The organism is Bacillus sp. PPSBB_2 (genome assembly GCF_045291115.1).
Lineage (GTDB): Bacteria > Bacillota > Bacilli > Bacillales > Bacillaceae_G > Bacillus_A > Bacillus_A cereus.
The window spans coordinates 1,271,567-1,290,753 of sequence record NZ_CP147983.1 but is presented as its reverse complement, the minus strand read 5'-3'; the positions used below and the strand labels follow the sequence as shown (position 1 = coordinate 1,290,753).

Genomic DNA, 19,187 nt, shown 5'->3' with positions numbered 1-19,187 from the left:
TTAAGTCCTCCCTATTCCTATTTTTGAATTACGCCCTTTTTGAGCAAGTGCATCATCTATTTTTCCGACCATGCGGTCGATATCACGATCATCCCTCACTGAAGGATTATAAATATTAATTACAGTTGGTTCAGTAGACATCGTTGCTGCAATCCCTTCACCAATCTCACCTAATGTCTTTTTATTCAATGGTAAAACTGCTTCTCGCCCCGCTTCTCCTGCACCTTGCAACTGACCATTACTCATGCCGAAAATGGTAGGTCTAGTAAAGATACCGCCTTTTGCACGCCATTGCACATCGATACCAGATGGGAAAGTAATGTCTTTACCCAAAATATTTTTCGTACTAGTCTGCAAACTGAAGTGTGGCATTTTAGGCATTTCTGGTTTTGGAATCTTTAATTTCAAATCACTGAAAAACCCTTTGATTTTATCAATGAATCCCTTTACTTTATCTACCGCATCTTTTATCGGATCAACGATAAATCTCTTTGCTGCATCAAACTTTTCTTGCGCTGCATTCTTTACAGAATCAAATTTTTCCCGTGCCGTATTGTACATATCATTGAACTTCTCTTTTGCAGAATTATAAGCTGAAATCACTGGATCAATAATATATTTATAAACTAGATTCCATGCCGTAAGTGTATAAGATTGGATTTTGGCCCAATTACCTAGTATCCAATTCGCTAAATCATTCAATTTTTCTTTCGTTGCATTCCACAATTCCTGAACAGGCTGAATGACATATTGTTTTACTAGATTCCACGCTGTGGAAGTATATGATTTCACTGTCTCCCACTGTGAATTTAACCAAGAAACAAGCGCACCAATCTGTTCTTTAACCCAATCCCATGCTTCTTGAACAGGTTGAGTAATATATTGTTTAAATAAGCCCCAAGCAACTTGAGCAGCAGCCTTTATAAGTTCCCACTGCGTACTAAGCCATGTGACTAATTCACCAATTTGCGCACTTATCCAATCATACGCTTCCTGGATCGGCTGTATAATATATTGAGATATTGCCGCCCATGCAATTTGTGCCCCGGCTTGAATGAGTAGCCAACCTGCTTCTAAAACTGTGGAAACTGCTGAAATAATCGGATCTAAAACTGTGAGTATTGCATCCCATGTTTCTTGCCAAGTTGTCTTTAATTGATCCCAAATAGAAGTTGCCGTTTCAACAATACCCGTCCACAATCCACTGAAAAATTCACCTAAAGGAGACAATATACTATCTGCTAATTCAATGAATGAAGACCACGATTCTGAAAAATAATCAGTAATACCTGTCCAAATTTCCGATGCCGTATCAGAAATTCCAGTCCATAAATCAGCAAAAAATTGACCGACAGGTTCAAAGAACTCATTGACCATATTTAAAAAATCTGACCAGGCTCCAGAAAAGTAATCAACTGTGGATGACCAAGCATCTTCACAAGTTTGAACTATACTATCCCACAATTCACCAAACCAATCTTTAAATTCCGACCACTTTTTTGAAAGCCAATCGGTTATTTCTCCCCAGTTTTTTACGGCCCAAATAACACCTGCAATTACAGCTGAAAGACCCAAGATAATTCCCAAAACAGGCCATAATGATAAACTCAGTGCACCAAACGCAAAAGATAACACACCTATCGCAGCCCCTATAGCTGTAATAGCAATTGTCAAGCCTGCAGAAATGGCAACAAAATCTTTAACTGGCCCAGGTAACTTAGAAAACCATTCAGCAAGATCAGAGATTCCTTTTGCAGCTTTCGGAAGAACATCTGCAGCTAAATCGGCAAGTTGTTTTCCTAACGGTTCCAGTGCTGCTTGCGTTTCTCGCAATGCACTTTGAAACTTTTGTCCAAGTGATTCTTCTTGAAGTTTTTTCATTTCATCCATACGTCCATTTACATCACCAAGTCCACCGTTTACATCAGTAAGCCCTAATACCGCTTTCGCGCCCATATCTTCCCAACGAGTGGCGAACAATCCAACACCAATTTGATTTTGTTTGACTTTGTCGTCCATACTTCCTAAATCGCCTATTACAGCTTTGAACACATCAGCGGCTGTTGCTTTACCATTGTTAAAAGCTTCCCAAACACCTTGAGTCTCTTTTGAAAGCCCAGCAAAAGCATCTGCAGTTCCTTTTGAACCGTCTTGTACTTTCTTTCCAAATTCAGCAACTGTGTCATTGATATAATCCAAATTATAAGCGCCGTCACGTGTCCCGTTTGCTAAGATTGTAAACATTTCATCCGCAGTAAAACCTGCCTGCTTAAATAACGGTGCATATTCTGAAAGGTTATCAAACAACTCATCCGAATAATTTAGACCTGCTTGAGCACCGGCAGCAAGTAAATCAAAAGTATGTTGTGTTGATAAACCAAATTGACTCATTAATTGTCCTGCACCACGTGTCGCTTCGTTTAAATCAACATCATACACTTTAGCTAGGGTTAAGACATTCTCCGATGCACCTTTTAATTCTTCATGTGGAACATCCCGCATATTTTGATAGACTTTTATCAGTGAATTATCGACCTCTTCAAGACTTTCACCAAATCCCTTTTTCCACACTTCCTTTGAAATCTTACCCAGGTTTTCAGCACCTTTTTGGGTCAATCCTAATGAAGATTGTATTTTTCTTTGCGATCTATCAAAGTCTATCGCTATACCCACGGTCGCTTTTCCGAGCTCAATTAACTGTTGCGATACTCGTTGTAGCATTTGAGTAGCTTCCATCATATTGTGCAAATCTAATTTCTTTCCTAGTTGCTCCATACCATCTGCGGCTTGNAAAAGACACGCCTTTTTTACGTGTTTTAGCAAAGATTTTATCTTTTACTTCACGATTTAGACCAGCAAGATTAAAAGCTAATCCAAACGCTGTATTTTTCACAACATTAATAATCTTTTTATTAGATGCCCACTTCGTAAAGTTTGCAGTTGTATTTGAAATTGTTAAATCAGCAATATTCGTTTGTCTATAAACGATATCCTCATAAGTTGGTAGTGCACTAGAAGTTTCATTTCCCTTCATCAAGCACAGATATAAATCTTCAATCCCTACGGAATATTGAATTTCTTTATTTTCAATTGTCATGTATATCATCCTCACATTCTATCAATTATTTTTTGTGCCATAATATCAGCAATTTTGTCACCTTCTGCATCAAAGGTATTCTGAACAAAGTGTTTCCCTTTCACACGACCCTTACCATTTGCTTTTTTATGGCCATGTTCAACTAAATACCAATACCAAGCTTCATCTTTAAATTCCACAGATACACGATCATCTTTCACAACAACCTTTAAACTATCCCTTAGGTGTGTCCGCTTGTTTTTATTGGATGGTTTAATTTTGGGTTTTAATTTACTAGCAAAATACTTGGCTGCTTCATCTAACACATCCAAACTTACTTTTTTATTCACCCGTAATAGCGTATTAATATCTTCTAAAGCTTCAGCAAAACCATTGTTATTGGAAGCCATTACTGGATACACCTCACATACGTGATAAACTGCGTTATGGTGTCGTCGTTCTCGTCATAACCCATTCCATCAAATTGAGAATAAGACACGCCTGTTTCGTTAAAAACAGCCTTTAACGGAGCGTAATCTTTTTCAGTTCCATTTGTAATAACTGCAATTTGATAAAGTGGCATATCCTTTATAACCTTATTAGAAGCTCTTTTCTGTTGCTCATTCACAAACTCATACACAACGTAAGGATACTTCGCCGTTGTAGGAGCTTCATCACGATATACTGGAAGGCCTGATTGCTTCATAAGCGTTCGTAATTGCTCAAAATTAATTTGCATAGGACAATGACACCTCCATCAATCGGTCTTCTTCACGTACATAAATACGCTCAACATCATAGATACGGCCGCCAACTTTTACACGGTAATCCTTTTGATTATTTTCAATCTCCCGATCAATACGAACTTCAATTTTCTTTACAATTTCATTCGTATCTTTCGTTGTAAATTTGTCAGTAGCCGTAACTCCAATATTGTTATAACGAAGTTTCCGTTCTAAAGGATAGCCCATAACAACTCGGTCATTTTCCGGATCAATGGTTTCTCCTAATTTAAGTAGCTCTCCCATCCATTTGAGTTTATTCGTCTTTCTCTTCATCGGCATAAACCTCCTGGACAAAGAACGGCGTTAAAGCATCCAGTGCCTGTTCTAATTCTTTTTCAGAGACTCTGTAATCATAGAAAATACCGGCGACCATTATAATTAAATACTCGGTCTGTTTGCCTGTCGCATTCTTTACATAAGTCTTTGCTTGTTCAATATAAAAAGAGAGCAAAGACTCATCCATGCCCTCTTCCCAATGAATATGAGATTTTAGTTTCTCAATTAATTCATCCATATTAAGCTCCAGTAGAAGCTTTTAAAACATACTTATAAACCGGAACTTCAAATGGTGAATGAATGAGTTGTGCATCTAGTAAATTCCAAATACGGAAACCTACACGGTTTGTACGTGAGAATAGCTCAACTAATTTTTGTACTTCTAACGATCCAATGACATCTTGAATATAGAACTTAGAGAAGTCACCGAAGTAGAATACTGGTGTATCTGGTGAATCAGGAATGTCAATTGCATCTTCTTCCTCAACAGGGAAGCCTAATAACGTGTAACCAATTCCACCTTCCGCTTGATTAAACGGACGAAGTAATGGGAAACCGTCATCTGTTTTCATAGTTTCAATTTTTGTTAACGCTGCTGTATTTAACACCCATCGTGCTTTTTTACGAACTTCTTTAACAGGTGTATTTTTCATTTTTACTAATGCATCGTAAAGATTTTTCTCATCTGTTTTAAACTCAACAGCTTTCTTTGCTAATGCACCGTCATTTATGTTATTCGCTTCATCACCATTTACCATATATTGAGTTTCTTTACGAACATAAGCTTTTTTCAGCTCGCCCATAACGATTTGTTCAATCGGTAAACCTGTACGTGCTAATAACTTTTTCGTTACAGTAGCAAGGGCATCAAATTCTGTTGGTGATAGTTCGATTTCATCAAATTCAATATCTGTTTCTGGCATTTCATTATTTGTTCGCTCATTTTTATGTCCTTGCGCTTCTGCCTTTTTAACTAAAACAGGATATTTAATATTTTCTTTTGTTTTTACTCCTGTTCCTAGGCGACGTAAGAAGTTTTCTTCTTGAGCATACGTAATAATTTCCTTACTTAAGAAATCTGGAATCGTAACAGAACCATTCCCAGTAACTAAACCTAATGCACGAGCTTCCTTTTCATCAATATTACCTACAATGTAGTTAGCGAATACAGAACGAATTTCCGTTTCTTTGTTTGCACGATGACCTTTAGTAGAAAGAGCTGCTGCAATAGATGCTGAAATAGCGGAACGTTGTTCTTCTGACAGTTCCGTTTTTTCATTCGGATTTTCTTTTGCTGCCGGATCTTCTTTTTTCTCTAGATCATCATCTTTCTTTTTGTCTGAATCTTCTTCTTTTTCTTCCGCTTCTAATTTCGCAATTTCATCAGCAAAGGTTTTCGCTTCTTTCGTTAATGCTTCTACTTCAGCCTTAACTGCTGCTAATTCTTCTGAACGAACTTCACCCTTCTCTACTTTCCCTTGTAATTCTGCTAATCGAGCTTTATTTCGTGCTTGAGATGCTTTTAAGATTTCTTTTAAATTCATGTTAATTTTCCTCCAGGACTTTTTTATTTGTTTAATAATGTTATTTCTTTCTTCTATATCATCTTCCACAACCGTTTTTACAGCTGCTTCTTCACTTCTCATTTCAATCATGGCTGTATTTTCACCCCTGGTTTCAATGGAAGTCGCAACGTAGGCTGGTGTCATATCCAAAATAGAAACTTCTAAGAGTTCTAATTCTTCAATAGATCGTTTTTGAACACCAGCTTCGCCCTCTTCCCAGGAATCCTTTTCGGCAACAAATCCAAATGACCAACCACGCAAGTCTTTGTTTTTTGCCTTTTCAATCACTTGTTCATCTGTAACTGTAGCAATGGCTCTTAAACCAATATTGTCTTCATACAATTCCAGATTTCCGTTTTCAATAGAGCCAAGATTTCTATTCTTATTGTGGTTAAACAGCAAGTCCACATTCTTTGCTTTCTTTAAAGCTTTTTCAAACGTCTTAGGCACAATTCTCTCTTTGAAATATCCCCTCGGAGAAGGCAACATTCGACTTTCTCTGTCCACAACATTCACATATCCATCAAGAATAACTTGATTCCCCCGGACCTCAATTTTCATTCTCTTCACCTCCTCTCAATGAACCATCTACCGCATCTTTCTTACCGATTTCAGTTACATCATTTGAAATGTATATAGCTTGTGACTCTGGTGTATTCTGTTTAGGGCATCCAAGCATATCAGCGACATTATCAGGTGAAGTAATAGCTGTACGCACAAGGTTATAACCGATATTTGTCTTGTTGCTATACGTAACAAAATCAAGAATATTAATCTTGAATTTAATTCGTTTCCCTGAATTCTGGCCATAAAAAAGAAGACTCAAATGGTCTTCAAAATTTTTCATTATTGGTCTAACTGCTTTATTGTGGATATACATCATTGCTTTCTCAATATCTTCTTTGATTAGCTCCGTGTATGTATCCACATTTATGCCTAAATACTTACCTAAATCTTTTTTATATACATTTAGGTATGCTAGGGTCTTTTCGTCGTCTAACGGGCTTTTAAGCGTATCAATTGAGTACCCTTTTCCAAGAGGAATCATTTTTACAGACCTAGATTCATCAATTGATTCCAGTTGATCTAAAATTGCATTGATTAACTTTGACTGCGCGCCATTCTGTGGATTGATATGAGCATCCAAGTTTAGTAAGAATGCTAATAGTCCACCTTTTTTATATTTGTCAGTTAAAGTTTTCTCAGCTGACATAACACCCTCAAGTGTATCTCTTCCTAAATCAAGAATGCCTTTCCCTCTTAGATGATCTGCGCCAATATTTTTCACATGACGAATCATAAACGGAGGAATTTCGTGACCACCAATATTAAAATGCTCTACCAAATGATCATCTAACTCTGTAAAAACATTTGAAGCTAAATGGATTTGAGTACCATTTAATATCGGAAATGTTTCTCCCTCGAGTAAATAAGTATTCGTCATTAATTTAATGAATTCAGATTGTGTAAGATAGTTGTTTGGATTCCTTAAGATTTGAAAGGCAATATCATCCTTGATTTCCTTCCCAAATTCATCTTCCACAACAATATCAGCCAATACCATTTGATTACTGATGTCTTGTAACAACTCGTAAACATCGCTAGATTGTAAGATGTTTGAATCTGTAACATACACACCACCATAACGAATACTCTTGCCTAAAACATCATCAAGATAACCACGTTTTTCAGCCTTTTTAAATAAGTAATTTGAAAACCTATCCCTTAAACCCAATTTTTCACCGCCTCTCTATCGATAAATATCACCAATCAATTCATCCATACCTTCCTCTGTTATGCTATCCATAACCATCATCGTTTCTTTGTGAGCAACTAAAAAAGCCACAAATCCATCAATCTTCTTTTTGGACTGTCGCTTACTTGGGGCTTTCATTCCGTTAATATTCGTTACTACTACAACATTAAGGGCGCAATAAACAAATAAAGGATTGTCTGTAATTAAACGCTTTTCATAAATTAGTATTTCTGAATCATCAAGCATTGCATTCATAACGTTTGGATACTGATTTACTGCAATACATTCTAAACCGAGGTTTTCAAGCTTCTCTATTAACTTTTGGGACATTGCTGGATCATAATTTATTTGTTGTACATCGTACAAATTCATACTTTCAACGATATATTCCATAACTTGATCTTGGTCAATCATTTTCCCATCACAAAACGTTGCAAAACCACGTTCAACCATATCAGTATAGGGAACATTATCCTCTTTTTCTTTAAAATCAATATTGTCATTCGGAAGAAAATACATCTGTTTAACTTTTATAATCGACTTTCCTTCATCATTATGTGAAGGGAAGTTTAAGCTCACGCATGTTAAGTCTGTTGTTTTAGATAAATCCAATCCTACATAACATATTTCTCCTGTGAGATCACCCAAATCTTCCACAAGCACATGTTGAACTTGATCATGTTCAAAATAATTGTCTGCACTATTTACAAAGACATTTAGATGCTTCGAAAGAAATTCCGCTTTTGAATGTGCGGATTGTTGCGCTTTTTTATATTCATTCTCGAGTTGCTCCATCGTAACAGAAACACCAATATTCGGATTCACCATCTTCCATACTGTTCTATCCGTCCAGTCATACCCTTTGTTTGGCTCCCAAATTGCAACAAATAAAGGATCATCATTATCTTTTTCCAACGCTTCTTTTGCAAGTTTATATACACGCATTCCGACGCTCGATGAACCTTTACCTGCCGTTGAAATATTCAGCATCATGGGCTGTTCACGAGATACCTGGGCAGATTTTAAATTATCGTACATGTCCATGTTTTCTTGTGCATGTAATTCATCGTTCAATACAAAATAAGGGTTCTTTCCCTCAAGACCCTTCGTGTTTTTCGTTAATACCTTAAATTTATTCTGATAAGCAATACCATTTTTATGATATCGGTACATGGCACCACTCACTGTACCATTGATTCCTTTATACACCTGTGTATGTCGTGCCAACGGTTCCGAGTTTTCTATTGCTTGCGCAATAGGTTCCGCTGCATTTTGTGCTTGTTCATAATCAGATGCTGCACAATAACAATCCGCTCCCAGTTCCAGTTCTCCATACATCGCATAGAGCAGTGCACCTGCGGCAATAATTGTTTTCCCATTCTTTTTTGGCACTTGCACATAGGCCTCTCGAACAACACGGACAACTTTCCCTTTTTCATTTTTACGATACCAACCATACATATTAGCAAAGACAAACATTTCCCACAATTCTAATTCCATCAATTGACCGGCCAGTGGTCCTTTCACATGGCGGATGAAAGATTGAACGAAATCTAACATTTCATTTGCTCGGTCTACTTCAAACCAGATATCTTTTCTTTTTTTCCACTTCTTATATCGCTCTACCGCAAGAATGATCGATTTCGGGTATTTCTTTTTATGCTCCATGACGTGACTTGCATACTGATCCGCATAGTTCACGCCTAGTTTAATCATCATGTAGATTTCCGCCATTTGGCTCGATGAACTGCTAATTCATCTTTTGGTTCATTAGATTGCATATTTTCATTGTTTCTTGGTGTCTTTTGTACACTTTTCCCCTTATTCGTCATTCCTAGAGCTTCTAACATTTTATTCTTCTTATCATTCCACGTTTCAACTTGTTGAGCGAGCGGATGTTTCATTTCATTTACTGCTCCAGCCTTGTTTTTATGCGTTTTTGTAGGAGCAAAACCATCGGCTTTCCATTCTTCAAACATCGTTTTATAAATGATAAAAGCATCTAAATAATTATCAATTAATGGTTCTAAGGAAGGTGTGAAATTGTCATCTTCAGTCAATAATCTTATGATTCTATTTCGTTCTTCATCCCTTGCAACATCTAGCATTTCCAACTTTTTCTTCTTTGACATTCGAGCCATTTTCACACCCCCCTTCATTTTTTTAAAAATGGTGCAACTATTGATATGCCCCCTACGCTACCTATCCTCCCCAGAGAGGAAATTTTAATTTTTGATAGGGGGGCTTCCAAAATAACTCGGAAAAACTTTTTTCGGTTTATCTTCATTTTCTTCGATTGTATGACAAACTGGACAAAGTAACCTTAGGTTATTCTCTTCTAATTTAAGAGTTGGATCTTCCTTGATTGGTATTACATGATGAACATGAGCACGCCTACCAAAAACGAACCCTCCACATCGTTGACAACATCCCTTCTCTCTTTCGTATACCTTTGACCTGACAAACTTCCATGCATCGGTTCGATAGAATGGTTTGTTCTCATGATGATAGATGTTCTTCTTATCTTTCTTCTTCCTTGGTTTGTTACGCTTATGCTCTTCACAGTAACGCCCTTTGCTTATCTTGTTATGGCAGCCATTGAAGTCACAGTATTTCATGATAGTAAGTCAATGATGTCTTCTTTCTTTTTAATATCAGAAGGAATCTCAATACCTAACTCATCAGCATACTCACGTAACTCTTTTATTGTCTTGTTACTCAAGATAAGCTCTGTTCCTGATTCACCAATTGCCAACTTATCTTTAGTCAAATACCCTCCTGTTGCAAATCCTTTATCGGCAATCATACTCTCAGGATTAACAGTTACTTCAAATCCTGGTTCTTCACCAATTGGAACAAATAGACTCTTTTTCTTTTCATTATCCCAATACTCTGTACCCGATATTGTTTTTCTAATTTCACAGATCATTTCATTAACACCACCTATATAATTTTCACATAATAAAAGAGCACTCATTACGAATGCTCAATTGTTTGTATATGTCTTGCTACTCGTTCTTTACCTAACTTCCAATATTCTTCATCCATTTCAAATCCAATGTAATTACGATTCGTATTAATACATGCTATAGCTGTTGTAAAACTACCCATACAATTATCTAATACTGTTTCGCCTTCTTTTGTATAAGTCTTTATCAAGTATTCAAATAAAGCTACAGGCTTTTGTGTTGGGTGAAACGTTTTGCTATCACGAGGACAATCAATAATGGACTTTGGATAATTTGTATACTTAGTTACAGGTACTTTATTTAATGATTCATTATTTCTTTTCCCAAATATTTTTAATTTCTTGTCTGTACTCTTTTTATAAGCTGGCTTATCCAAAAGGATTAAGTCTTGAGGATAATACTTAGGTAATTTCTTATAGAACACCAATACATTTTCATGATTCTTTAATGGCATTCTATTTGCATTCGGAAAACCAGTTGTATGATTCCCTTTCTTCCAGATCCACTCATAACGGAATAGTTTCATATGAGAAGCAATTACCTTTGTTGTGAATGGCTGGCTTGCTGTTAAAAGGATAGCTCCATTGTCCTTTATAATTCGTTCATACTGTTCCCATAACAAATTAAAAGGAATGATGCTGTCCCATTTACAAGATGTAGTCCCATAAGGCAAATCACATAAAATCATATCAATTGATTTATCCTCAATCATTTTCATTCCTTCTAAACAGTCCATGTTGAATACTTGATTTAACAAATTCTTCTCACCTTTTTCTTGTTGTATCTCATGATGTAAAAGGTGTTCTTCTGCACCTTTTTTAAACTGACACTATAGGTAGGCGTATCAGCTTAAAGAAGAGCAAAAGCTCTCCTTATAGACCGTTTAGTTATTTTTGTATTCCTGCATAATTACAAGTAGATTCGAAAGTTCTCTTTGTAATTATGTACTTGCCCTATAAACGCCAGTTCATTCAAACAGACATCCATAAAGCATTATTCGGTAACCAACCCATTAAAATTTCACAGTTACTATTAAAAATAGAAAAGAGCAACCTTGCACCAGTCGCTCTTACGTAAAATTCTATGCTATTACTATAATTCATTTTTTCAATAGATACCATATGTAAAACTTACTGTAAGAAAAGTGTAAGTTCCTCAGCAAGCTTTATCCTTCTAGAAATTTCAGCATGCTTCTGATATACATAACTACTGCTATAGCCTAATTCTCTAGCTATAGATTCTAATGTTTTTCGTTGCACATACTTACCAAATAGAATTTTATTTTCTAACCCTTCAAACTTACTAATTAATATTTTGAGGTCATACTGATCGTTCATCTTATTTGCTAGTTCATATTCTATAGCCCCTATGTGTTCCTCTATTTTTGCACCATCTGAATCAGCAGTTAACTTATACTTTGATAAATCACCAACACTCCAACGCATCAATTCTCTTTTACTTCTATACAATTTATTTTCTAAATAAATGATTTCATCTTCCAACTTTTTATAATCTTTAATCCATTCAAACAAGGGTTGGCTCACCTGCTTCCTCTTTCGCCATGTAAACTTATTTCTTCATGTCACGTTTATTTAACTGTTTTCTTAAATGCCCGTAACTCACATTAAACTTTTTAGCAATTTCAATATATTTCATCCCATTTTCTTTAAGTTTCATGGTTTCTTCACAAATTTTATTCCATTCGTCTTCTGTTCTTGGTATGGATGTTTTAACAAAAACTTTTCCGCCCAAAACAACCCCTATTTCATTCAATCTCTTCCCTATTTCACACTTTGTCCAACAATACACAAAATCACGAGAACATTTATTGTCACACTGACGGCAATGATTATCTGTTAATCCTATTACTTCCATCCTCGCTTCTTTTGGACTCATATAGTAACCATGCCTAACTTATCTACATGATATAAATAATCAACAGGTGCTCTATTTGTTTGTGGTACTATATACGCTCTTTTCTCAAATTCCTCTCTTGGAATAGACTTTCTTCCTCCGTCATAAAGCATAGCTTCATAGTATTCTGCTACTACAGAAACAGGAACAAAATAAATAACCTGATCCGTTCTGAACTCTATTAAAAAGAAACAAATTGCTCCCTGTTCTTTTGTATCCTTTAAATAGTCAATTTGATGTCTACTTATATTATCTAACGGGAAGCTCGTGGTTTTTTCAGTAGATTTCGCTTCAAAATAAACGGCTCTTCCTTTGTACACACCGTCATAATCTACTGTAGATTTACTTTCCCACGCACTTTTAGTTATATTCCCTTTCTTATCAGTCTTTATCACTTTTATTGGTGTAGGACGCTTATTACATACTCCTACATTCGCCGCTTTATACGTACGGCATGTATTGTTTAATAAAAGTTCAAATGACATTCCTCTATTGGCGTAACCCATGATACTCCCTCTCTTTCCACTAAAATAATTATTTTGTATAAATATCTGGACTCCTATATTTCAAAAAGTCCAGATTGAATTATTTACTTAACTTGAACCAACGGATTCGCTTCTCCACTCACTTGCGGTAACTTACCATCCCATTTTTCTATCTTTTTCATTTCTACAATTTCTGGAGTTACAGACTTCTTAATAATCTCATTCGCTTCAGCTTTTCCTCTTGCTTCCTCAATGGCTTTCTCTGCATTGATTGTAGCTTGCTTTATCCAGCCATATCTTCAGTGAAAAATAGAATTTCTAAATTTTCTGTTGCTACTTCATACGTTTGATGCAAATTCATCACTTCTACTGTTGCTCTATCACCTATTACGTATAAAACACGAGATGCATACACGTCATCCGTTACAACATCACCTGAACGATACTCGTTCGGCTTACGTCCCTTTTGAGCAAATACACGTCTTACACTTTCTGCGTTGATTTCCTCAACTGTGGCACATCTACATTTATTCGCATGCAACCCATTGACCAGCAGCTACATTCTTTTCATCAATTTGTAAATTCATTCTCTATCTCTCCTCGATTCAAGATTTATGAATTCAAACTAATTTGCTATATAAGTTCGCTTTCTACGCTTCATTATTTCTTCTCTTGATGGAATTACCATCTTAGACCACGGTGATGCTTCTTTTGCCATTATCCCTACTTGTGATTTTGACAAAATTGGAGTATGAATCGCTCGTTCTGCATCCCATTTACATTTTTTACCCTTTCCCATAACCTTGAATAACTAATTCCATTTAATCTTGCTCTTCTTATTTGTTCATTTGTAAAAACACGTTTTTTCTTTTGTTCTCGCATTTCCGCTATTTCTTTTGAATTCATAGGCCTTTGCGTTATCGCTTGATTTAAATCCCAACCTAATTTTATTCGTTTTTCAAATGTATTCTTTGCAATACCATTACTCAGTGCTATCTCTTTCACTTCACGCCAAAGGTGATTTTTAATAGGTGGTGTATGAATTGCTCGCTCTTTACTCCAACAAAGATCATAAATTCTAGACCTTAGCGTACTTGCGCAAACACCATTTTTTTCTGCTATTTCGTATTCTTCTGGAGTTATATAATAATCATATGGATTCCGCATAAGTATCTTCTACTATTCAATTGTTAGTTAAGTTCTTGAATTTCTTTTAACGATCTATTCGAAACTTCAATACTACGAATCTTAAAACTATCATTCTTACGATATTTTTCACGAATTTTTAACGCCGCTTCTTCTTTCGTTTCAGCTTCACAAAATTCTAATTTGAATCCTGACTCTGTAACAATGTCCACCATGTATGTATCTATGAGTGGCTCATAAATAAAATCATGATCTATTGTGATTTGTTCAGTCATTTGACTCACCTTCTATCCGTGAAAGTGTAATAATTATTTGTTGCTCTAACACATTCCCTATCACAGCATTCATCCATAGATTAGGATTCATTTTTCTCATTAAAAATTCGATGATTGTAATTAACTCTTCGGTAGATAAGGAAACAAATTCGCCTAAAGGTTCTTGATTGAACTTGCCACCACGTTTTTCAATCGTTAGATCCACTCCGTTGTCAATCACGTATCTTTTTGCAGTTACTAAATCAAATTGACGGACTTTCTCACGGCCGAATCCTTTTATTAATTCCTTTAGTAAGTCATGAATGACACGAAAATCTAACACTTTTACTTTCTGTTCAAGCTGCTCTCTACACTGCTTGCATAAAATCCTTTCCAAACCAGAAATATATATTTTACTCATATCAGACTCAGGAAAAGGATTTTCGCATTCATAACACTCTTCACCAATTACATCTTCAAATGGATTTAACATGTAAATCGCTCCTATGATTTATATTTGTTTAGCACTTCTTGCAATCTCTCACGCTCTTCATCAATAGATTGCGAGTTTTGCTTTTCGATTTCTTTTTTAGTTGGCTCAACATCTTCACGTAACCATTCTGGAACAATTTCTTTTCTATTTGAACGACCAGGTCCCGAACCATTCAATCGCTTGTTCTTACTCATTTCAAAGCGTCTATCTAATGCAGCAACATCATCTAATGTTTTTACTTTTTGCTTTTCCCAGCTTTTCAAAATGGCCTTAATATAATTCCATTTTGGCTTATTTTCATCAATAGCTTTGTGAGCAGCATGTTTAATTAATTCGCTACCAAACGAATCACAAAACTCTCCTAATTCCGTAATGGCAATTTCACTTAACGGAATTCCTTCACCTTTTAAAAAGTTATAACTAACTTTAAATTCTTCATCGACTAATACATGTGATTTCGATTCTTTATTATCATCATGATAATAATTAGTATTTTGTATATTAGTATTTAATTTATTAGTACTTAGTATATTAGTATTTAGTAGTGTCGGATTTTCCACATGTAGGTTTCCCACAAGTGGGTTTTCCACATGTGGAATTTCCATAAGTGGCTCTTCCTCATGTGGCTTCCCCGTATCTGGTGTTTCATAAATTTCAGTTTCCCAATTTGTTATCTTCTTGCTCTTTTCATCACGAACAGGATAACGCTTGATATATCCTAGCGCTTTTAACTCTTTAAACCCTGAACGTAACGAGTCTTCCCCGTCCTTAGCGTGTTGAGATAACTCACTTATATGAAAAGTCCAATTATCAGGTAATGTAAGTGCATAAGCTAAAATCCCTTTTGCCTTCCAAGACAACCTTTCATCTTTTAAACCGGTATTATTTATGACAGAATAATTGCTGTCTTTTTTCACTCGGATAATCCCCATAAAAGCCACCTCATAAATTCTCAAGAACTATATTTAATGTTATACTTATCAAGTAATATTTTTTCTAATAGGACCCGTTGCAGCGGGTTCTTTTTTATGAATTCCGTCGAATACTATCGACAACTTCTTTTCTTCCTCCCACTTCTTCCAAACGATCTGCTACTTCTAAAACCTGTTTTCTTTCTTTAGAAGAATCATTTTTTATTTTCTTGAAGTACATAGCTGATAACTCCTTTGATATTTCTAAATCTCTGCTATTTTGCTTTTGATATAAATCATGAAGTTCAACATAAGCAATTTTGTCGCTGTTTCTATTGGCTTGCTCCATTTGTTTATATAAAAGTTGTCGGTTCTGTATACATTCCTTACGCTCTTTTTCTAATTCTGATGCCATCATCAAATGTTCTGGAAGCACTCTGCTTTCGGTTCCCATCACTTAAACGCTCCCTTTCTAAACGATCACTTTCATCAAACTTTCGTTCAATGAAAGTACCGCCTTTATAAACTCCATACGCAAGTATCGCAATCCCTAATCCAAAGATACAGACATTCGTTGTACTTTCTACCGTTATAATGTCCATTAGGCTAAAATAAACACCTTTTTAGATTCCACTTCTTGCGATAATGCTTTATTTAAGTACTCTTTAATGTTATTCATTGCTTCTAATTTCCAAGCCCCACCGTCAGCTTCAAACAAACCACAACGAGCACCTTCACGCATTCTAAACACAAACTTACTTTCTGGTTGTTCTACTTCAACAAACGTTCGATATGGGCTTAATTGCACTGGATTAGGTACTTTCGCATTCCCTCTACTAGCAACCCCTGTTTTCACAGTTACAGCTTGTGATACACCATCATCTCCAATTTCCTTTACATCATTTTCTACGACAGTACCTACTACTTGTAAAACGATGTCACGATGCTTGTTTTGTACAAAACTTGATTGCAATGCAATATTAAATTCTTCTCTGTCATAAAAACTTCCAAAATTAAAACGTGGAATGGATGCTTGTGCTTCGATATAAGTACTTCTAGCCTTATCTCCATTAACCGCAGTAAAGCAACTTACCGTTGTTGGATTTACAATATGAATCATTACAGATTCAGTTGTGTCAAATTCTGATTTCACGTAACCTACTAAACCAGATAAACTACGGACAATAATCTCTGCTGGTGTTGGTTCTTGCACAAGATGTAATCGTTGCGTTGAATAAGTTTGTTCCCCGATTTTATGTGTTTCAATTGTTCCAATCTCTAATACTTTTTCAATTGCTTCTCTTGTCATAGTCAATTTTATTTCCCCTTTTCTTAATTAGATTTGCTTTTCATATAATCAATTACTACTGTTTGCTTCTCAACAGCCTCATTTTGTTCTTTTTCTTCTACTCCTTCTACAGGTTGTCCAACATCTGTTTTCACATCACCCTGTAGATCAATATAAAACTGTCCCTGGATCCCGGAAGCTAACTCTTGACCAACTAAATTTCCGTTTTGGTCCATATCTAATAGAATCTTAGACTCTACCGCTTCTGTTGGTGCTAGTTTCGAAGTGGCTTGAACCTGACAATTCCATACATCACGTTTTTTATCACCAGTAAACGAAAGTGTTAAAACAATCTTTCTTGCTTTTTTCGGATCAGTATTTAAATCCGCCATATTTTCCATTACGCGCTCAAACTCTTGATGAAATCTTTCAGCAAGTGCTCCATCAGCAAATGTATTTAAATCAATCATGACTTCCATTACTTTGCTCACCTAAACCTTTCTTCTTACAATTCAACATCTACTTGAATATCGATATTCATAGAGATTTCTTGCGTTACACGAATTGATTTGGGACTTACACCTTTTTGAATTAACTTTTTTACTTCTTCTTTTGCAGCATCTTTTGAGTGAAATTCATTGATACCTGGAAAACCTGCGAAATTAATCGTAATTACTAAAATCTTTTGTTACATGATTGCTCCTCCTACTGAACTTCCGCCATATTTATTTGTGAATTTACAAAAGTAATTTCTTCACTTAATACAATTGGGAATTTATATCCTTTAACAATTTTTGATGCTAACTCTAAATGACAACGTTTAATTGCTTTATGGCTTGTTACTCCAAACTCACGATATAGTTGGTTGTAAATATCACGATAAACTTTTACTCTTAACCCACGATTTCGATAAGCATTCGATTGTTTGCCGCCTAACAACGTAACACCATGGCGTTTAACAGCATTAGATATTTCATCACATTCTACTGCAAATAATGGTGCGTTTTCGCGTAAGTCTTTGACATCTGATTTGATGTGCTGAAGTTCTTGTTTTTGTCCTTCTAACACATCAAATGTTAGCTTTAAAATACTCATTGGGTCTGTAGGAATTTGTTTCTGCTCTCTCATGTTGAAATACCCGTCCACAAACTGATCGTATAATTCCCATGCTGTATCATCTTCAAGGATTTTTAATAGTTTGGCGTATCCTCGTTCGGATAGAAGGTAGATGCCATTTGCCTTTGCAATTTGCATATTTGAAAAACCAAGATTTAATAATTGTGGTTCGTTAAAAGCACCACTTTTTAAATCGATAATATCAACGCCTTTTTTAAATCGAGGGCAATTTTCATTAATACGACGATTGATTTGTTTTAATGGTTGCCCATGAATTTCAGCAATTTCTTTCACTAACATCGCTTTCTTACCTTCACCAAAACCACCCTCAATTCCAGTGAATTCACATCCTGCAATATTTCGCTTCCCTAAAATATGTAATTCGTTTGCTACTGTTAATTTATCCATATTATTTTCCTCCTATTTATGCGCTTGGAATTATTTTTGTTACATTTGTATAACGATGAACTAAATGTAATTCATTACTTAACTTTTTGAAGATTAACCAATTATTAGGGTGTAAATTATATGACTCAATATGAATCTTTTCTTTTTTGGTTGGCTGTTTACCATTTTTCATTACCATGTCCCCTCCCTATAATTCATCAAAATACTTTTCAAGAAATGCTTTCATTTCTTTTGCTTTAAATAACCATCGATTATTCTTTTGTTTCGCAAATCCTTGCACCCGTAAGTCATAGACCACATACTCCATTAACCAGTCATAACTTCTACTCGTTTCATATTGAAGTCTTTTCATATCCCACCAAGTGCCAATTCCCATGTCTACCAAACGCTCATTTACTTGACGAGAAACTTCTTTTTGCACATAACTATCATCAATAATGACTTGTACCGTCGCCGTCATTATGAAGCCTCCTTTATTTCTAAAATTTTCATGATTTTTTCCTTTACTTTCTTTCCCTCCCTCTTCCCTAAAAGAATGTCCGATAAATAAGGATTCGAAATATCTAACATTTCTGCTAGGTCCTTTTGCTTCATATCATTAATTATCAGCCATGTTTTAACTTTTTTTCCGAATGTTTTATCCATAAAGCTAACTCCTTTTTTAATTTTATAAGCTAAATTTTTAGCTTTCTATTGACTCTAACTAACTTATTGAATAAAATAAAGTCATAGCTAAATAAACCTA

27 protein-coding genes and 4 pseudogenes are annotated in these 19,187 nt (G+C 35.5%); all 31 read right to left on the bottom strand.

The features are described 5' to 3' along the window. The 31 genes and pseudogenes from V6946_RS06400 to V6946_RS06250 all read right to left on the bottom strand — a co-directional run bounded on the left by V6946_RS06400 (nucleotide 1) and on the right by V6946_RS06250 (nucleotide 19,087). A complete protein-coding gene (locus tag V6946_RS06400) occupies nucleotides 1–2,721 on the bottom strand; it encodes a phage tail tape measure protein (protein ID WP_406622270.1) in 2,721 nt (906 codons plus the stop codon). 58 nt (nucleotides 2,722–2,779) lie between these two features. Then, nucleotides 2,780–3,097: pseudogene (locus tag V6946_RS06395) on the bottom strand (phage tail protein); the annotation flags it as partial. A gap of 11 nt (nucleotides 3,098–3,108) precedes the next feature. Further along, complete coding sequence (locus tag V6946_RS06390) at nucleotides 3,109–3,486, bottom strand: HK97-gp10 family putative phage morphogenesis protein (RefSeq protein ID WP_366981982.1); 378 nt, start codon at nucleotides 3,484–3,486, stop codon at nucleotides 3,109–3,111. After that, nucleotides 3,486–3,815 carry a hypothetical protein gene (locus V6946_RS06385; RefSeq protein WP_366981981.1) on the bottom strand — a complete coding sequence of 110 codons (330 nt, stop codon included), beginning with the start codon at nucleotides 3,813–3,815 and terminating at the stop codon, nucleotides 3,486–3,488. The genes V6946_RS06390 and V6946_RS06385 overlap by 1 nt, the downstream gene beginning before the upstream one ends. Beyond that, nucleotides 3,805–4,134 (bottom strand): hypothetical protein, encoded by a 330-nt coding sequence (locus V6946_RS06380; protein ID WP_406622269.1) that lies wholly within the window; start codon nucleotides 4,132–4,134, stop codon nucleotides 3,805–3,807. Before V6946_RS06380 ends, V6946_RS06385 begins: the two co-directional genes overlap by 11 nt. Further along, the gene (locus V6946_RS06375) at nucleotides 4,115–4,375 is read right to left on the bottom strand and encodes a head-tail connector protein (RefSeq protein WP_366981979.1); all 261 of its coding nucleotides are present in this window, start codon (nucleotides 4,373–4,375) and stop codon (nucleotides 4,115–4,117) included. Before V6946_RS06375 ends, V6946_RS06380 begins: the two co-directional genes overlap by 20 nt. Before the next feature lies 1 nt (nucleotide 4,376). Continuing rightward, nucleotides 4,377–5,681: a phage major capsid protein gene (locus V6946_RS06370; RefSeq protein ID WP_366981984.1), complete on the bottom strand. Its 1,305-nt coding sequence runs from the start codon at nucleotides 5,679–5,681 to the stop codon at nucleotides 4,377–4,379. Nucleotides 5,682–5,858: 177 nt separating this feature from the next. Beyond that, nucleotides 5,859–6,263: pseudogene (locus tag V6946_RS06365) on the bottom strand (HK97 family phage prohead protease); the annotation flags it as partial. Continuing rightward, a complete protein-coding gene (locus V6946_RS06360; protein ID WP_366981978.1) occupies nucleotides 6,253–7,437 on the bottom strand; it encodes a phage portal protein in 1,185 nt (394 codons plus the stop codon). The pseudogene V6946_RS06365 and the gene V6946_RS06360, both read right to left, overlap by 11 nt. A 15-nt stretch (nucleotides 7,438–7,452) precedes the next feature. Continuing rightward, a complete protein-coding gene (locus V6946_RS06355; protein WP_366981977.1) occupies nucleotides 7,453–9,177 on the bottom strand; it encodes a terminase TerL endonuclease subunit in 1,725 nt (574 codons plus the stop codon). Beyond that, nucleotides 9,174–9,599: a P27 family phage terminase small subunit gene (locus tag V6946_RS06350; protein ID WP_366981976.1), complete on the bottom strand. Its 426-nt coding sequence runs from the start codon at nucleotides 9,597–9,599 to the stop codon at nucleotides 9,174–9,176. The genes V6946_RS06355 and V6946_RS06350 overlap by 4 nt, the downstream gene beginning before the upstream one ends. An 84-nt stretch (nucleotides 9,600–9,683) precedes the next feature. Next, complete coding sequence (locus V6946_RS06345) at nucleotides 9,684–10,076, bottom strand: HNH endonuclease signature motif containing protein (RefSeq protein ID WP_366981975.1); 393 nt, start codon at nucleotides 10,074–10,076, stop codon at nucleotides 9,684–9,686. Continuing rightward, nucleotides 10,073–10,387 carry a Rho termination factor N-terminal domain-containing protein gene (locus V6946_RS06340; protein WP_366981974.1) on the bottom strand — a complete coding sequence of 105 codons (315 nt, stop codon included), beginning with the start codon at nucleotides 10,385–10,387 and terminating at the stop codon, nucleotides 10,073–10,075. Before V6946_RS06340 ends, V6946_RS06345 begins: the two co-directional genes overlap by 4 nt. A gap of 47 nt (nucleotides 10,388–10,434) precedes the next feature. Next, nucleotides 10,435–11,184: a site-specific DNA-methyltransferase gene (locus tag V6946_RS06335; protein WP_366981973.1), complete on the bottom strand. Its 750-nt coding sequence runs from the start codon at nucleotides 11,182–11,184 to the stop codon at nucleotides 10,435–10,437. Nucleotides 11,185–11,557: 373 nt separating this feature from the next. Next, the gene (locus V6946_RS06330) at nucleotides 11,558–11,959 is read right to left on the bottom strand and encodes a hypothetical protein (protein WP_208743485.1); all 402 of its coding nucleotides are present in this window, start codon (nucleotides 11,957–11,959) and stop codon (nucleotides 11,558–11,560) included. A 37-nt stretch (nucleotides 11,960–11,996) separates the two neighbouring features. After that, complete coding sequence (locus tag V6946_RS06325) at nucleotides 11,997–12,323, bottom strand: hypothetical protein (protein WP_366981971.1); 327 nt, start codon at nucleotides 12,321–12,323, stop codon at nucleotides 11,997–11,999. Then, nucleotides 12,320–12,847: a Holliday junction resolvase RecU gene (gene recU, locus V6946_RS06320; RefSeq protein WP_366981970.1), complete on the bottom strand. Its 528-nt coding sequence runs from the start codon at nucleotides 12,845–12,847 to the stop codon at nucleotides 12,320–12,322. The genes V6946_RS06325 and recU overlap by 4 nt, the downstream gene beginning before the upstream one ends. A gap of 83 nt (nucleotides 12,848–12,930) precedes the next feature. Continuing rightward, nucleotides 12,931–13,110, bottom strand: a pseudogene (locus V6946_RS06315) (prohibitin family protein); the annotation flags it as partial. Further along, complete coding sequence (locus V6946_RS06310; RefSeq protein WP_406622268.1) at nucleotides 13,110–13,367, bottom strand: hypothetical protein; 258 nt, start codon at nucleotides 13,365–13,367, stop codon at nucleotides 13,110–13,112. The gene V6946_RS06310 and the pseudogene V6946_RS06315, both read right to left, overlap by 1 nt. Before the next feature lie 84 nt (nucleotides 13,368–13,451). Further along, a pseudogene (locus V6946_RS06305) lies at nucleotides 13,452–13,993 on the bottom strand (hypothetical protein). Nucleotides 13,994–14,016: 23 nt separating this feature from the next. After that, complete coding sequence (locus V6946_RS06300) at nucleotides 14,017–14,247, bottom strand: hypothetical protein (RefSeq protein WP_208742745.1); 231 nt, start codon at nucleotides 14,245–14,247, stop codon at nucleotides 14,017–14,019. Further along, entirely contained in the window at nucleotides 14,240–14,719 is a 480-nt protein-coding gene (locus tag V6946_RS06295; protein WP_366981968.1) for a hypothetical protein, read from the bottom strand. The genes V6946_RS06300 and V6946_RS06295 overlap by 8 nt, the downstream gene beginning before the upstream one ends. Before the next feature lie 11 nt (nucleotides 14,720–14,730). After that, the gene (locus V6946_RS06290; protein WP_366981967.1) at nucleotides 14,731–15,651 is read right to left on the bottom strand and encodes a DnaD domain protein; all 921 of its coding nucleotides are present in this window, start codon (nucleotides 15,649–15,651) and stop codon (nucleotides 14,731–14,733) included. Between the two features lie 94 nt (nucleotides 15,652–15,745). Beyond that, on the bottom strand, nucleotides 15,746–16,084 hold the full coding sequence (locus tag V6946_RS06285; protein WP_199697438.1) for a hypothetical protein: 339 nt from the start codon (nucleotides 16,082–16,084) through the stop codon (nucleotides 15,746–15,748). Next, nucleotides 16,017–16,232 carry a hypothetical protein gene (locus tag V6946_RS06280; protein ID WP_199697402.1) on the bottom strand — a complete coding sequence of 72 codons (216 nt, stop codon included), beginning with the start codon at nucleotides 16,230–16,232 and terminating at the stop codon, nucleotides 16,017–16,019. Before V6946_RS06280 ends, V6946_RS06285 begins: the two co-directional genes overlap by 68 nt. Continuing rightward, nucleotides 16,232–16,945, bottom strand: coding sequence for a hypothetical protein (locus V6946_RS06275; protein ID WP_366981966.1), 714 nt, complete (start codon nucleotides 16,943–16,945; stop codon nucleotides 16,232–16,234). The genes V6946_RS06280 and V6946_RS06275 overlap by 1 nt, the downstream gene beginning before the upstream one ends. Nucleotides 16,946–16,962: 17 nt before the next feature. Then, nucleotides 16,963–17,397, bottom strand: a complete 435-nt coding sequence (locus V6946_RS06270) for a replication terminator protein (RefSeq protein ID WP_366981965.1) — start codon at nucleotides 17,395–17,397, stop codon at nucleotides 16,963–16,965. Nucleotides 17,398–17,623: 226 nt separating this feature from the next. After that, on the bottom strand, nucleotides 17,624–18,442 hold the full coding sequence (locus tag V6946_RS06265) for an ORF6C domain-containing protein (RefSeq protein ID WP_366981964.1): 819 nt from the start codon (nucleotides 18,440–18,442) through the stop codon (nucleotides 17,624–17,626). A gap of 16 nt (nucleotides 18,443–18,458) precedes the next feature. Beyond that, nucleotides 18,459–18,614, bottom strand: a complete 156-nt coding sequence (locus tag V6946_RS06260; RefSeq protein ID WP_406622267.1) for a DUF6906 family protein — start codon at nucleotides 18,612–18,614, stop codon at nucleotides 18,459–18,461. 15 nt (nucleotides 18,615–18,629) lie between these two features. After that, entirely contained in the window at nucleotides 18,630–18,902 is a 273-nt protein-coding gene (locus V6946_RS06255; protein WP_366981963.1) for a DUF771 domain-containing protein, read from the bottom strand. Further along, nucleotides 18,902–19,087, bottom strand: a complete 186-nt coding sequence (locus V6946_RS06250) for a helix-turn-helix transcriptional regulator (protein WP_061656789.1) — start codon at nucleotides 19,085–19,087, stop codon at nucleotides 18,902–18,904. The genes V6946_RS06255 and V6946_RS06250 overlap by 1 nt, the downstream gene beginning before the upstream one ends. Nucleotides 19,088–19,187 lie beyond the last annotated feature (100 nt).

Coding starts and splice junctions, on each gene's coding strand:
- V6946_RS06400 (WP_406622270.1), bottom strand. CDS start 2,721: ATGCTACAACGAGTATCGCAACAGTTAATTGAGCTCGGAAAAGCGACC.
- V6946_RS06390 (WP_366981982.1), bottom strand. CDS start 3,486: ATGGCTTCCAATAACAATGGTTTTGCTGAAGCTTTAGAAGATATTAAT.
- V6946_RS06385 (WP_366981981.1), bottom strand. CDS start 3,815: ATGCAAATTAATTTTGAGCAATTACGAACGCTTATGAAGCAATCAGGC.
- V6946_RS06380 (WP_406622269.1), bottom strand. CDS start 4,134: ATGAAGAGAAAGACGAATAAACTCAAATGGATGGGAGAGCTACTTAAA.
- V6946_RS06375 (WP_366981979.1), bottom strand. CDS start 4,375: ATGGATGAATTAATTGAGAAACTAAAATCTCATATTCATTGGGAAGAG.
- V6946_RS06370 (WP_366981984.1), bottom strand. CDS start 5,681: ATGAATTTAAAAGAAATCTTAAAAGCATCTCAAGCACGAAATAAAGCT.
- V6946_RS06355 (WP_366981977.1), bottom strand. CDS start 9,177: ATGATGATTAAACTAGGCGTGAACTATGCGGATCAGTATGCAAGTCAC.
- V6946_RS06350 (WP_366981976.1), bottom strand. CDS start 9,599: ATGGCTCGAATGTCAAAGAAGAAAAAGTTGGAAATGCTAGATGTTGCA.
- V6946_RS06345 (WP_366981975.1), bottom strand. CDS start 10,076: ATGAAATACTGTGACTTCAATGGCTGCCATAACAAGATAAGCAAAGGG.
- V6946_RS06340 (WP_366981974.1), bottom strand. CDS start 10,387: ATGATCTGTGAAATTAGAAAAACAATATCGGGTACAGAGTATTGGGAT.
- V6946_RS06325 (WP_366981971.1), bottom strand. CDS start 12,323: ATGAGTCCAAAAGAAGCGAGGATGGAAGTAATAGGATTAACAGATAAT.
- recU (WP_366981970.1), bottom strand. CDS start 12,847: ATGGGTTACGCCAATAGAGGAATGTCATTTGAACTTTTATTAAACAAT.
- V6946_RS06300 (WP_208742745.1), bottom strand. CDS start 14,247: ATGACTGAACAAATCACAATAGATCATGATTTTATTTATGAGCCACTC.
- V6946_RS06295 (WP_366981968.1), bottom strand. CDS start 14,719: ATGTTAAATCCATTTGAAGATGTAATTGGTGAAGAGTGTTATGAATGC.
- V6946_RS06290 (WP_366981967.1), bottom strand. CDS start 15,651: ATGGGGATTATCCGAGTGAAAAAAGACAGCAATTATTCTGTCATAAAT.
- V6946_RS06285 (WP_199697438.1), bottom strand. CDS start 16,084: ATGGGAACCGAAAGCAGAGTGCTTCCAGAACATTTGATGATGGCATCA.
- V6946_RS06280 (WP_199697402.1), bottom strand. CDS start 16,232: ATGGACATTATAACGGTAGAAAGTACAACGAATGTCTGTATCTTTGGA.
- V6946_RS06270 (WP_366981965.1), bottom strand. CDS start 17,397: ATGGAAGTCATGATTGATTTAAATACATTTGCTGATGGAGCACTTGCT.
- V6946_RS06265 (WP_366981964.1), bottom strand. CDS start 18,442: ATGGATAAATTAACAGTAGCAAACGAATTACATATTTTAGGGAAGCGA.
- V6946_RS06260 (WP_406622267.1), bottom strand. CDS start 18,614: ATGAAAAATGGTAAACAGCCAACCAAAAAAGAAAAGATTCATATTGAG.
- V6946_RS06255 (WP_366981963.1), bottom strand. CDS start 18,902: ATGACGGCGACGGTACAAGTCATTATTGATGATAGTTATGTGCAAAAA.
- V6946_RS06250 (WP_061656789.1), bottom strand. CDS start 19,087: ATGGATAAAACATTCGGAAAAAAAGTTAAAACATGGCTGATAATTAAT.